The 13,093-nt window shown below is 57.5% G+C and carries 14 protein-coding genes; 9 read left to right on the top strand and 5 right to left on the bottom strand.

What is annotated here, in order from left to right:
- Positions 1 to 7 precede the first annotated feature (7 nt).
- The gene (locus KW842_RS00070; protein ID WP_229223405.1) at positions 8 to 1,309 is read left to right on the top strand and encodes a sugar MFS transporter; all 1,302 of its coding nucleotides are present in this window, start codon (positions 8 to 10) and stop codon (positions 1,307 to 1,309) included.
- Positions 1,310 to 1,432: 123 nt separating this feature from the next.
- On the opposite strand, the gene KW842_RS00065 is transcribed toward KW842_RS00070, so the two are convergent.
- Positions 1,433 to 2,080 (bottom strand): NADPH-dependent F420 reductase, encoded by a 648-nt coding sequence (locus tag KW842_RS00065; RefSeq protein WP_218302058.1) that lies wholly within the window; start codon positions 2,078 to 2,080, stop codon positions 1,433 to 1,435.
- Between the two features lie 122 nt (positions 2,081 to 2,202).
- Between KW842_RS00065 and KW842_RS00060 the strand changes: the two genes are divergently transcribed.
- Positions 2,203 to 3,126: a LysR family transcriptional regulator gene (locus KW842_RS00060; RefSeq protein WP_218302057.1), complete on the top strand. Its 924-nt coding sequence runs from the start codon at positions 2,203 to 2,205 to the stop codon at positions 3,124 to 3,126.
- Positions 3,127 to 3,145: 19 nt separating this feature from the next.
- Here KW842_RS00060 and KW842_RS00055 read toward each other — a convergent pair whose 3' ends face one another.
- Both KW842_RS00055 and KW842_RS00050 read right to left on the bottom strand, forming a co-directional pair.
- Positions 3,146 to 3,529 carry a nuclear transport factor 2 family protein gene (locus KW842_RS00055; protein ID WP_218302056.1) on the bottom strand — a complete coding sequence of 128 codons (384 nt, stop codon included), beginning with the start codon at positions 3,527 to 3,529 and terminating at the stop codon, positions 3,146 to 3,148.
- A gap of 18 nt (positions 3,530 to 3,547) precedes the next feature.
- Entirely contained in the window at positions 3,548 to 4,663 is a 1,116-nt protein-coding gene (locus KW842_RS00050) for an NADH:flavin oxidoreductase/NADH oxidase (protein ID WP_218302055.1), read from the bottom strand.
- Positions 4,664 to 4,836: 173 nt separating this feature from the next.
- Here KW842_RS00050 and KW842_RS00045 point away from each other — a divergent pair, with 173 nt between their 5' ends.
- The 7 genes from KW842_RS00045 (at position 4,837) to KW842_RS00015 (ending at position 10,308) form a co-directional block, all read left to right on the top strand.
- Positions 4,837 to 5,466: a LysR substrate-binding domain-containing protein gene (locus tag KW842_RS00045; RefSeq protein ID WP_229223404.1), complete on the top strand. Its 630-nt coding sequence runs from the start codon at positions 4,837 to 4,839 to the stop codon at positions 5,464 to 5,466.
- Positions 5,467 to 5,469: 3 nt separating this feature from the next.
- The gene (locus tag KW842_RS00040) at positions 5,470 to 6,078 is read left to right on the top strand and encodes a TetR/AcrR family transcriptional regulator (RefSeq protein ID WP_218302054.1); all 609 of its coding nucleotides are present in this window, start codon (positions 5,470 to 5,472) and stop codon (positions 6,076 to 6,078) included.
- A gap of 90 nt (positions 6,079 to 6,168) precedes the next feature.
- Positions 6,169 to 6,966 (top strand): SDR family oxidoreductase, encoded by a 798-nt coding sequence (locus KW842_RS00035; RefSeq protein WP_218302053.1) that lies wholly within the window; start codon positions 6,169 to 6,171, stop codon positions 6,964 to 6,966.
- Between the two features lie 29 nt (positions 6,967 to 6,995).
- Positions 6,996 to 8,072 carry an alkene reductase gene (locus KW842_RS00030; protein ID WP_218302052.1) on the top strand — a complete coding sequence of 359 codons (1,077 nt, stop codon included), beginning with the start codon at positions 6,996 to 6,998 and terminating at the stop codon, positions 8,070 to 8,072.
- A 4-nt stretch (positions 8,073 to 8,076) separates the two neighbouring features.
- On the top strand, positions 8,077 to 8,466 hold the full coding sequence (locus KW842_RS00025) for a hypothetical protein (protein WP_218302051.1): 390 nt from the start codon (positions 8,077 to 8,079) through the stop codon (positions 8,464 to 8,466).
- A gap of 1 nt (position 8,467) precedes the next feature.
- On the top strand, positions 8,468 to 9,469 hold the full coding sequence (locus KW842_RS00020; RefSeq protein WP_218302050.1) for an NADP-dependent oxidoreductase: 1,002 nt from the start codon (positions 8,468 to 8,470) through the stop codon (positions 9,467 to 9,469).
- 32 nt (positions 9,470 to 9,501) lie between these two features.
- A complete protein-coding gene (locus KW842_RS00015) occupies positions 9,502 to 10,308 on the top strand; it encodes an oxidoreductase (RefSeq protein WP_218302049.1) in 807 nt (268 codons plus the stop codon).
- 372 nt (positions 10,309 to 10,680) lie between these two features.
- Here the strand turns inward: KW842_RS00015 and KW842_RS00010 are convergent, their stop codons facing one another.
- Entirely contained in the window at positions 10,681 to 11,670 is a 990-nt protein-coding gene (locus tag KW842_RS00010; protein ID WP_218302048.1) for a hypothetical protein, read from the bottom strand.
- Positions 11,671 to 12,675: 1,005 nt separating this feature from the next.
- Complete coding sequence (locus KW842_RS00005; protein WP_218302047.1) at positions 12,676 to 12,948, bottom strand: hypothetical protein; 273 nt, start codon at positions 12,946 to 12,948, stop codon at positions 12,676 to 12,678.
- Positions 12,949 to 13,093: the final 145 nt, after the last annotated feature.

The raw sequence follows: 13,093 nt of genomic DNA, 5'->3' as shown, positions 1-13,093 counted from the left end.
GACACCAATGCCCGCTCCACTCTCCACCAGCACCAGTTCCGTCCACTCGCAGCCCAATAATTCGCGCGCCGTCTTGTCGCTGCTGACCAGCCTATTCTTCACCTGGGGCTTCATCACCGTCATCAACAACACCCTGCTGCCGCATCTGCGCAGCGTGTTCGACCTGAATTACACCCAAACCACGCTGATTGAATCGGTCTGGTTCATCGCCTACTTCTTCGCCTCGATTCCGTCGGCGCGCCTGATCGAGCGCATCGGCTACCAGAAATCGATGGTGTTCGGCCTGTGCATGATGGCGGTCGGCGCGCTGATGATGATCCCTGCCGCGCGCATGCCGTCGTATGGCGTGACGCTGGTGGCGCTGTTCGTCATCGCTTGCGGCATCACCTTGCTGCAGGTATCGGCCAATCCGTACGTGGCAGTGCTGGGCTCGCCGGAAACCGCGTCCTCGCGCCTGAACCTGGTACAAGCGTTCAACTCACTGGGCGCGACGCTGGCCCCGCTGTTCGGCGCCTATCTGATCCTGGGCCGCTCCGCTTCCGGAACCGCCGAAGCCGGCCATGTGCTGACCCAGGCTGAAAAACTGGCCGACGCGCAGGCTGTGCAGCTGCCTTACCTGATCGTCGCCTGCGTGCTGGTGATCCTGGCGCTGGTGATCGCGCGCTTCAAAATGCCGGCCATGCACCATAGCGCCACCAGCCGCGTCTCCGACGCCGAGCGTGAAAAACTGTCGCTGTGGAAGCACCGCAACCTGGTGTTCGGCATCCCCGCCATCTTCATCTATCTGATCGCCGAAATTGGCGTGGCCAACCTGTTCATCAACTTCACCGCGCAGCCTGAGATTGGCGGCCTCAGCCACGAACAAGGCGCGCACTACCTGTTCCTGCTGTGGGGCGGCATGCTGGTTGGCCGCTTCCTCGGCGCCTGGGCGATGAACAAAACCACCGCCGAGCGCGTGCTGGCGTTCTGCGCCATCGGCGCGTTTATCGTGATGATAATCGCCGCGCTGGGCACTGGCAGCGTTGCCATGTGGGCGCTGATCTCGGTCGGCCTGTTCCACTCGGTGATGTTCCCGACCATCTTCACGCTGGGCATCAAAGGCCTGGGCCCGCTGACCGAAGAAGGCGCCGGCCTGCTGATCATGGCGATCGCCGGCGGCGCGCTGGTGGTGGTGCAAGGCTGGCTGGCTGACACCGTCGGCCTGCAACTGTCCTTCCTGCTGACAGCGGCGTGCGAACTGTATGTGCTGTTCTACGCAATCTGGGGCGCCAAAGCCACCAACGCCTTCCCGGACGAAAAAGTGGCGTAAGCTGTTACTCGGCACCCGCCAAAATGCCTGCCTCGCGCAGGCATTTTTTATGGGCGGGTCGCTGCACCAGGCTGGTTCGACATTCGACCAATGTTGCCAGCCAGGAATGCAAGCGTATGCCGATTAAATACGAATGAAGTTGTGCGTCGACAGCGGGCCGAAAGGCAGCGAGGCAAGCGGTCCGCCAACGTCCAGCGCGCCGAGGTCGATCGGGAAGAATCCGGCCGCTTCCATGATGCGGCGCACCTCAGCTTTTGCGGCAGCGTCGTCACCCGAGTAGAACAGTACGCGCTTGCCACCAGCCGTTTCCGGCTCCTTCAGCACATTGACGTCGTTGTGGTTAAATGCTTTGACGACGCGTGCGCCAGCAACGAATTGCTGGATGATTTGACTCGAATGTTTGCCATCAAGATCGACCGCCTTGATGCCATAAGCAGCGAGCGGATTGCTCGGGTCTTGCGCATCCGGCGACGTTGCGGGATCGAAGAACTCCACCGGATTAGTGCCGTCGATCACGATGCGACCGTTCCACGCCGGCAGATTACCCAGCACTTTTTCCGCGTCAACCCAGCGAACCGCAATCAGCACCATGTCGGCACTTGCTGCCTGTTCCACTGTGCCTGCCTTGATTGATGGTCCTAGCTCTCTGACCAGGTCCGTTAGCGAAGCCGGTCCACGGCTATTCGAAATGGTGGCCGAGATCCCTTTTTTGGCGAGAATGCGGGCGAAGTTGGCGCCGAGGGCGCCCGAGCCAATGATGCCGATAGTCATGATATTTCCTTTGAAATGAGGTGAATAGACTGTTTGCTGAGTTGAATTCTAGGGCCTGGCGTTTTCCAGCGTTAGTAGCAAACAGCTATAATCACTTTCAATTTTTACTTGAAGGCCAAGCCTTGGAAACTCTCGCCAATCTGGAATCTTTCATCCGCAGTGCGGAGAGCGCGAGCTTTTCTGCTGCGGCACGTCGACTCGGCTTGACGCCGGCAGCAGTAAGTCGGAACGTCGCGCTTCTGGAACGCAATCTTGGCGTGCGGCTCTTCGTTCGCAATACGCGCGGTTTGACACTCACTGAAGCGGGTGAACGTTTTCGGCTATCCGTACAGAGCGGTCTCGACAGCATTCAGCAAGCAATCGCCGACATCAAGGTCAATGCCGGGCAACCGGCCGGTGTATTGAAGCTGAGTGCGGCACCGGGCTTTGGCATGGATTTTCTTTTGCCGCTCATGCCAGCGTTTCTCGAACGTTATCCGGGTGTGACTCCCGATTGGGTTTTTGATAGCCGTCCGCAGGACCTGATCGCGGGTGGTTTTGATGCGGCGATCGGTGCTGGCTTTGATCTGCCGCCAGGTATGGTGGCGCGCGAGCTGGCGCGCATACATTTGATTGCGGTGGCCTCGCCATCGGTGTTACAGGGCAAGCGTCGTCCTAAGGATCCATCTGACCTTGCCGCGTTCCCCAGCGTTGTGATGCGCTCTCCGATGACGGGTCGCGTGCGGACGCAGGTCATGCGCAATCATGCCGGCGTCGAAGTCACTGCAAAACAGCAGCCGGTAATGCTGGTCAACGATCCCGACGCACTCAGCCGCGCCGTGGTGCTGGGCCTTGGCGTCGGGTTGATACCAGCGCCACACGCTGCGCCTCATCTGGAAAGTGGTTCGCTGGTACGCCTACTGCCAAACTGGTATGGCGATGTTGGGGCGATCTCCTTGTATTTCACCAGCCAAAAACTGCTGCCGGCGAAAACCCGCGCCTTTATCGATTTTGTCGTCGAGGCATTCCGGGTGCAGAAGCTGCCGCACATCCTCTCCGCGAGGTAGCTCGTGTAGCGCCGGGATCTCAGGGGGCCAGGTGGGTGTGGAAGATCTTGCTGACCACGGTCCACTCGCCCTCGACTTTTAACAGGTGGAAGAAGTCAGTGAAGCAGAAGCCGGAAACATCGTTGGTATCAATGCGCGCACTGGCGGCGGTGCCGACGATGTCTACCCTGACGATCGCGCCCTGCGCTTCGGGCGACGGCTTGAAGCCGCTGTCAATGCCATCGAATAGTGTCTGGATGCCGCCGCCGGCCAGCTTGCCGTCGCCATCAACACTGAACATCGTGGCCTGCGCATTGAATGCCGGCTTCATGATGTTGCTGTCGGCGTGCTTGCAGCCTTCGTTGTACTGGTTCAGTACCGCGACGATGGTCTGGTAATCGTGTACATAGGTCGGTTTATTCATGCTCTCTCTCCTGGTTGATTACGGGACCCATGGTCCCAGTTGTTGCAACTTGTTTTGGCGGTGCGCGAGCCACCAGCCGGCCTGGACGTGCCAGTCGGCGTGCGAAGCCTGCTGTTGTGCATGCAGCGGGAAGTGCGGATCGCGCAATGCCGCGTGTCCCAGTGCGACCAGGTCGGCCTCGCCGGCAGCGATCACGGCTGCTGCCTGCTGCGGATCGACGATCATGCCCACGGCCATGGTGCCGATCTCCGCTTCGCGGCGAATTTGTGCCGCAAACGGCACCTGGAAGCTGTAGCCGTTAGGGTATTCATAGACGTTGAAGCCACCCGAAGAACAATCGATGACGTCCACGCCAACCTCTTTCAATATCTTGGCGAACGCGACGCTGTCGGCGATGGTCCAGCCCTTGCTGCTACCATCGACCGCCGACAGACGGACGAACAGCGGCTTGTCCTGCGGCCATACCGCCCGCACCTCGCGGGCGATTGCCAGTGGCAGGCGGATGCGATTCTCGAAGCTGCCGCCATACTCGTCGCTGCGGTCATTGCTCAGCGGTGACAGAAAGGCATTGAGCAGGAAGCCATGCGCATAGTGCAGCTCCAGCACATCGAAGCCCGCTTGCAGGGCGCGCCGTGCCGAGGCGACGAAGTCGGCCCGGACTTTGGCGATGCCCTGTGCATCGAGCGCGTCTGGCGTCAGCCAGCCGTCTGCCACCGGGCGGGCGCTGGGCGATACCACTGGCCATGGGTGCTCGCCGCGCGCGGCATCGGCTTCAGTGAGGGGACCGTTGCCTTCGAAGGCGCGCTGGATGCTCGCTTTTGGGCCGGCGTGGGCGATCTGGATGCCAGGGGTGGCGCCGTAGCTCCTGGCAAACGCGGCGATGTTCGCCAAGCCGGAAATATGGGCGTCATCCCACAGGCCCAGGTCGCCGTGGGTGATGCGGCCTTCTGGCGAAACCGCCGTCGCCTCAACCATCAGCAAGCCGAAGCCGCCGAGGGCGAACCGGCCATAATGGACCGCATGGTAGTCGCTGGCATAACCGTCTTTGGCCGTGTACTGGCACATTGGGCTGAGGGCGTAGCGGTTGCGCAGGGTGATGCCGCGCAAGCTGAGGGGTTCAAAGATTTTGTACATTGTGCTGTGCTCGTCATGGGTAGATCTGACGATTATGCGGATCGGCGATAATGACGTAAATAGTCATTAACAGAGATAGCGTATGAACAAAAAAGACATAATCGATGCACTGCCGCCACCGCTGCATCTACCCGGCCTGATGACATTCGAGGCAGCCGCCAGACATTTGAACTTTGCGCGCGCGGCGGCGGAAATCGGCGTTCCTCGAACACTATCCGCTGATCAACCTGGAGGTATCGCTCGATAACCAGCTGAGCGATACCGTCAACGCAGGTTTCGATGCCGGCATTCGGATGGGCAGGAAACTGCAAAACGACATGATTTCCGTGCAACTGGGCACGGTGCAAAAAAGGATTGTGGTGGCCGCACCTGCTTACTTCCGCGACCGCAGCGAGCCCGCCACCATTGCCGAACTGCTAGCACACGACTGCCTGCGCCAGCGCTACTCGGTTGGGGGGCGCTTGTATGACTGGCGGTTTGAGGATCAGGGACAGACGGTGCACATTGATGTACAAGGGCGGCTGATGTTCGACGAGATGCGGGCCGTTCTCGACGCCGCGATACAGGGCCGGGGTATTGCATTCGTCCTTGAACAATTCGCTCAGCAAGAACTGGCAAGCGGTGTGTTGCGGCATATCTTGACACCGCACTGGGGCTTGGATGACGCTTTTCACTTGTACTATCCGCACCGCGAGCACATGCCTGGAAAACTGCGCGCCTTCGTCGATTTTATGCGGACTGCCACCAGCCCGGCCATTGCCGATCAGTTTTTAAACCCGGACGTGCAGACAAATCCAATATAAGATATGATGAGCATCATGCAAAAGAACACCACACCATCCGCCGCTAAAAGTCGCAAAGAAATCTCGCACGACCGTATCCTTGAGGTTGCCGCCCGCGCTATCCGTCGCAGTGGTTACGACGGGACTGGCGTGGCCGATATCATGAAGGAAGCCGGCTTGACGCATGGCGGCTTTTACGCGCACTTCGCATCGCGCGATGCCTTGCTTGCCGAGGCTGGCAGTCGCGCGTTTGCCGAGTCGGCCGCGCTGGCGTCGCGGGTGGTAGCGGCAGCGCCGCCAGGACTGGCGTTGCAGGCAATCATGCAGGCCTATCTGTCGCCGGAACATCTGAGTGCGATTGAGACTGGGTGTCCAGTGACGGCACTCGGGTCGGAAATGCCACGTCAAACGCCGGAGGTGCGGCATGCGGTCACCTCGCATATTAAGGAAATGGTCGATTTGATTGCGCGCCAGTTGCCGGGCTGGGGGCAGCCGCAAGCGCATGAGCAGGCAATGGCCTTGCTGTGCGCCCTCATAGGTACCACCATGATTGCGCGCGCAGTGGATGATCCAGCGTTATCGGAGGCCTTGCGCGCCGCCACCATGAAACAGTTCACGCCTGCGGCCGGATAACTCTCCGGCGGTTTTTTTTAAAGCAAAATATGATGATCATCATATTCTTATCAGGCCTTTGCGCCATTTTTACTACTGAAAGGATCAACCATGTCCCAAGCTGCCCGCAAAACCGCAGCGATCACCGGCGCCTCGTCGGGCATCGGCGCTGTCTACGCCGAGCGCTTCGCCCAACGCGGCTATGACTTGCTGCTGGTTGCCCGCAGAGGCGAACGCCTCCAGGCCCTCGCCTCTGCGCTTAGCGCCAGATACCCAGTCCAGGCGACGCCATTGGTCGCCGACCTGGCGACTGATGAGGGCCAGGCCAAGGTAGCGCAAGTGCTATCCAGCGACCCGAGTGTAAGCGTGCTGATCAACAATGCCGGTATTGCGCGACTGGCGCCGCTGGTCGGCGCTGCACTGCAAGACACCACAGCGCAGATTGCGCTGAACATCAGCGCATTGACGCGCTTGACCCACGCGGTACTGCCGGGGATGAAGGAACGTAACGAAGGGCTGATCATTAACGTCTCCTCTGCACTGGCGCTGCATACCCTGCCGATCAGTGCGGTATATAGCGGCACCAAGGCCTTCGTACTGAGTTTCAGCCGTGGCTTGCAGCAAGAGTTGGCTGAAACGGCGGTGCGGGTGCAAGCGGTACTCCCGGCGGCGACAGCAACCGAGATCTGGGATCAGTCCGGCGTGCCATTGGCAGCCCTTAACCCGGACACCGTAATGCCGACCGACGCCATGGTCGATGCGGCACTGGCCGCGCTGGACCAAGGCGAAAGCATCACTTTACCGTCGGTGGCTGACGCAGCGCTGATCGAGCGCTTTGAAGAAGCGCGGGCAGCGCTCTTTTCCAGCACCAATACCGGCAAGGTCGCACCTCGCTTGCTGCCAGCCTGAACCCCCGTCACCGACACTGAAAGAAAACCATGTTATTTTCACCCTTTGATTTGCGTGGCGTCCAGCTCGCCAACCGCGCCGTGATGGCGCCGCTGACGCGCCAACGTGCCCTGGAACACAACACGCCTAACAGTATGATGGCCAGCTACTACGCCCAGCGGGCCTCGGCCGGCTTGATCATCACGGAAGGCACGTCGCCGTCGCCCAATGGGCTGGGCTATGCCCGCATGCCTGGCCTGTTCAATGCGGCCCAGCGGGACGGCTGGAAACTGGTAACCGATGCAGTCCATCGACAAGGCGGCAAGATCGTCCTGCAAATCATGCATACCGGCCGGGTCAGCCATCTTGCCAATATGCCAGCCGGCGCCGAAGTTTGGGGACCGTCAGCCGAGTCCTGCCCCGGAGAGATGCGTACCGATACCCAGGGCAGTCAGCCTCATACGCCCCCGCGTGCGATGACCGCCGCCGACATCGCCAAGCTTATCGAGGAGCATGTGCAGACCGCCCGGCTGGCGATGGCTGCCGGCTTCGACGGGATCGAGCTGCATGGGGCGAACGGCTATCTGATCGAGCAATTCCTTAATCCGCACGTCAACCGCCGCACCGATGGCTATGGCGGCGATATCGCGGGACGTAACCGCTTGCTGCTGGAAATCGCTCAGGCAAGCGCGCAGGAAATAGGCGCCGAACGGGTCGGTGTACGCTTGTCGCCCTACGGCGTGGTCAATGCCACGGCTGCATTTGACGAGGTCGATCAGCAGTACCTGGCACTGGTTCAGCAATTGTCGTCCCTGGGTTTGCTGTACCTGCATGTGCTGGATCATTCGGCTAGCGGCACGCCACCGGTGCCAGAGGCGACCAAGTCCGCGCTGCGCGCCGCCTTCGAGGGGCCGTTCATCCTTACTGGCGGATTCGACAAAGCCAGCGCCGAGCAGGCCTTGCGCGACGGTCGTGCCGACCTGATCGCCATGGGCCGGCCGTTCCTCGCGAATCCGGATCTGGTCGAGCGCATGCGTCGCGACGCGCCGTTGAATCCGATGGACCCGGCCACGCTGTACGCTGGCGGCGCGCAAGGCTACACCGATTACCCGGCACTGGCCGCCTGACGCCATGAAGATCAGCTTCCGCCGCGTGGCGATACTGACAGCCGTACTTTTCCTGGCGCTGGCGCTGACGTGGATGTTTGCACCGCAAAGATTGCTGGAAGCCTGGGGCCTGGTGTCAGCGCCCACGGCGGAGGTGCTCGGCCGCCGTGCGGCGGCGTTGTATGCCGGCGTCGCGGCGATGTTCTGGTTAGCCAGGAACGCGGTGGCATCGCCGGCGCGCACCGCCATGAGCCGGGGCCTGGCGCTGGCGTGTTTCTCACTCGCGGCATTGGGCATTTTCGAGCTGGTGGCCCATCATGTGACGACCGGCATTCTGCCGGCCGTGATCATTGAAGTCGCGCTGGGCCTGGCGCTATTGCAGGCCGAGCACACATTGCATATACGAAGGAAATAAAATGAAAGCACTGATACTCAAGCGTTACGGTGGCCTTGACCAGGTTGAGTTTGCCGAGCTGCCACGTCCGACGCTCAAGCCGGACGAGATCCTGGTGGAGGTATACGCTGCCGGCCTTAATCCGATCGACTACATGATCCCCAAGGGCATGTTCAAGCCCATCATGCCACTCCAATTGCCGCATATTGTGGGGAGCGACCTGGCCGGTGTCGTGCTTGAAACAGGCAGCAGCGTGACGCGCTTCAAAGCGGGCGACGCGGTCTTCGCCAGCATCTTTGACCTGGCTGGCGGCAGCCTGGCGGAATTCGCGGTGGTGCCGGAATTCGCCGCCGCACATAAGCCGGCCAATCTGGACTTCGTTCAGGCGGCCTCGATTCCGATGGTCGGACTGACTTCGTGGCAGGCATTGCAAGAGCGGCTGGAACTGCAACGCGGCCAGAAAGTGTTTATCCCGGCCGGTTCCGGCGGTATCGGCAGCTTCGCTATCCAGTTGGCGAAACATTTCGGCGCAACCGTCGGAACCAGCACCAGCAGCGGCAATGTGGCCCTGGTACGTTCCCTCGGCGCGGATGAGGTGGTGGACTATACACAGCAGGACCCGGAGCGCGTATTCCACGACTACGATGCGATCCTCGGAACATTGCGTGGCGATGCGCTCGAAAAATCGCTGGCAATCTTAAAGCCGGGCAGCAAGATCGTCTCGCTGATCGGCCCACCGGACGCCGCTTTTGCCCGCAAGCGCGGCATGAACTTCATCATGAAGACCATCTTCGGTTTACTGAGCGCCAAAATCATCCGCCGCGCCAGGCAACATGACACCGCCTACTCGTTCCTGTTCATGCGCCCGGATGGTGCTCGGCTCGCCGAGATCGCCACATTGATCGAAGCTGAACGTATTCGGCCGGTGATCGATCAGGTATTTGCGTTTGAGCAGGCAAAAGAGGCACTGGCGTACCTGGAACAAGGCCGTGCCAAGGGCAAAGTCGTCGTGCAGATGCGTTAAGCACGAAAAAATTAACCACGAAAGGGAGTGCTATGACTAGCGCAAAAATTGTATTGGTGACCGGCGTCTCATCGGGCATCGGCCGCACCACTGCCGAGCAATTCGCACGCAGCGGATGCGTGGTGTTTGGGACCGTCCGCCGTGTGGCTGCCGCAGCGCCGCTGCCTGGCGTCACGCTGATCGAGATGGATGTGCGCGACAGCGATTCGGTGCAACGCGCTGTCGCCGAGGTTCACCGTCGTGCCGGCCGCATCGACGTGCTGGTCAACAACGCCGGCGTGAACCTGACCGGCGCGGTGGAAGAGACGAGCATCGCCGAAGCGCAATTGCTGTTCGAAACCAATGTGTTTGGCGTGATGCGCACCATCCAGGCGGTGTTGCCACATATGCGGGAACAGCGCTCCGGTCGCATTGTCAATGTCAGCTCGGTGCTCGGTTTTCTTCCTGCTCCTTATATGGGGCTGTATTCAGCATCGAAACACGCGATCGAGGGGCTTTCAGAATCGCTGGACCACGAATTGCGTCAATTCGGTGTCCATGTCACGCTGGTGGCGCCGGCTTACGCCAAGACCAGCCTGGAGGCCAATTCGCCGGTGGCGAAAGCCACGCTTGCTGCCTATGACCGTGAACGCAAGGCAGTGGCAGCAGCGGTGGCGCGTGATATCAACAATGCCCCCTCTCCCGACAGTGTGGCGGCAACCATTGTTGAAGCGGCGCTGGGCAAGTGGCAAATGCGAAAAACGCCTCCCGGTCAAGCATCGCTGTTGCGTCGCTTGCGCCGGTTCTTGCCTGCTGCACCGGTCGATGCGAGCTTGAGGAAGCAATTCGGCCTTGGCTAGAAACGTGCAATCCAATTTCCAGGCCATCTGCGGCACGGCAATTCATAGTTTGTCCTCGTGAGGCGACATCCCAGACGGTCTGGTAAGGGTGAATGAGACGAAGGCAGCTGTTGGCGGAGGCGCGTCAGGTACCGCGGCGCAATTTCAAAGTACCGCGACTTCGCCACTCAGGCATTGACCGCGCAAGACTAAGCAAACGCCCTCGCCGGCCGTTGAACAGCCTTGATCTGACGAACTGTCAGATGAGTCCGAGTTCTGAAAGGCCGCTACCGCCCCGTTACGGACCTTCATTCTTAGCCAATTGCATCGTAACTATTTAATGAAATCACAAGCCTAGTGGTTGTGGCTTAGCCCACCCCTTGAGTGCGCCATTTATATTTTTAATGAATTAAATACAATTTTGTTGTAAAGGTTTTGAAGAAAATACGCAACCACAACAAAAAACACAACAATGACAATAATCCACAACATCCATAAATTGTACCAATTCAAGCGTCCAGCGAAATTTTTTTCAAAAATCAAGGCGCCTATTAATGATGAAACGAATATCGGGGAAATGAAAATTAGAGCGGACCATCGTCGAATTTGCAACAGCCACCTCGCTCTTCCCGTTGCCTTCTTCAACGTGTAGTCATCAATAATGACGCTGCTTGAATTTACGCATTCAAAAAAACGATCAATAGTTAAGTAGTGATAAGGATCAGCAAGCCACTCTCCTCGACCAGTTTTAAAGCGTAAATACATAAACGGGCCGAATCCTGCTTTTTTCGCTATACCCTTTTCCTTAGCTGCGCTAAAAATCAGTTTGATATCCTTGCCGTCGGCTGCCTTTTTTCCAAGCTTCTCATCCCTGTCGAGAAAATAGATTCGCCCATCAGCCGTCGGGAATATGCAACCGCTTTCCTTGATTGCGGCCCAAGATGGTGTCGAATGATACAAATCCTTCGTGTCTTCTGAATTTGGAAAATTACATAGTATGCATATGCCGACCACCCAAATAGTCAGGACGCTTGTAAAGCCTACGCTAAAGGTTAGTGCGCAGCTGAAAAAACGAAGCTGTAGGTGCTGAAACCCGCACTGACTAGGTGACGTTGCAACAGCATACCAAATCCCGGCAGTGCAGATTAACATCAACAATGCAAAACCGAACTGCCGCCACCAACCGTTTGTCGCCTTGGGTTGTCCTGTAACTTTCCTGTGAAGAGCAACTACTAAGGCAGCGCCACACGGCCAAAAGCCAGTTGCTGAATCTTGAGCTATAAGTACTGTCCCAAAAATAATTAGGATAATTGCTATTGTAACGTGGGCGTATTTTCTCATTCCGAGTAAAGATGCTACTGTCGACTGCACCGGTGATTTCATCTATTTATTATTAAACGTTGACCAACAAAATTTCACCTGAAGCATCGACTAAGAATAATAGATGTAAAGCGAGAAGCGGATTTCGCAAATTGCTGTTAATGGCCGAATTCGGTGTGCCACTAATTCCATTATCCATCCGGGAGCAGCTTCCCGGTTCACATAAAAATAAGCGATAGCCTTGTAGAATTGCTCGACCTCGATGCACCAGGAAAGCGGGTACTCATTCATCTGTCCATTCGCCAATCTAAAGCTAAAAACACTGTCTCCAGAGTACCTACTAATTGAGTGGGCTGAATCGTCTTTATTCCGCATATGCATCAGCCAAGCATGTTCTCTATTTCGGAGCATGTACATTGAGGGAAATGGCTCCGCCGTTACCCACTGCTCAAATTCTGGTTCAAGGTCACACTCGTTTAACAGCGCTCCCAGCTATTCAAGTGAAATAATCAAAACAGTGATGCTATTGACCTGCACTTTCATCATCGTCAATCATCTAAAGTTGCGAGCGGCGGCTTGTGGCCGATTACTGTCAGGCACTGCAAAATTCGGCGCCACACCGCACATTCTTCTATCGCCATGGATTGAGCAAGTTGGCAGATTGCGATTTAAAGTCTATCTCACAAAACCAATCCATCCATTTTTTTGGTGCCCTGGCGCAAAGGAAATGAGAGGACACATCCCCTTGATTGCGTGCTCTGCAAAGTCAACGAAGGTGCTGAAATCAGGAGGCTTGGCTGTGAATACATGGCTACCATCGGGTGAGAAAAGTTCCAGCTGAGTACCTTCGCCAGTAATTTCTGCATCAAATCCGTTATTTAAGCGTATGCGCATTTCTATAACCATGCAAATATGTACGTATCCGTCTGCTGCTGGCCGGAAGTCGCTGAAGATGGTCAGGATAGCACCATTGCTTTTATAAGAAGTTCATGGTTTGTCACTGCGATGTGGAACCCGCCCCTAAGCCGCCTGTCGGGCATGTCGTCTTTGACTGTCCAGCTAAAGACATTAGCCTAAAGAGCCGCAATGTTCGACCTTAAAGCCAACTTCCAACTCAAGTACCTCCATGAAGCTTTCAGCGGAACCTGCCTTTGCAGTTAGTGTTTCGCATATCCCTTTTTCCTTATTAACAAAGAAAAAGAAACCAAAGCGACCTTGAAAAAAGAAAGCGCCAAATCCGTTTTGGCCCGCTTCTACTGGTGTAATGGTCGTAAAGCCGAATCCGCCGGTTTCGGCAGTGCCAAAGTTAACAGTGCTCCACCCCTCCGATAAAGGATACATAGGCGATGTTAATTCCAGTGTAGTGGTTTAATGTACCCGGACACTGATTTAGGCGAGAATGCTCGCCATGGAGAGGTGTTTGATGAGCAAGCAGAGACGTACGTTTTCCCCGGAGTTCAAGCAGCATGCGGCATGCCTGGTGCTG

Source organism: Duganella sp. sic0402 (genome assembly GCF_019219065.1).
Taxonomy (GTDB): Bacteria; Pseudomonadota; Gammaproteobacteria; order Burkholderiales; family Burkholderiaceae_D; genus Rugamonas.
The sequence above is the reverse complement of the archived record's forward strand: the minus strand, read 5'-3'. Positions and strand labels throughout refer to the sequence as shown.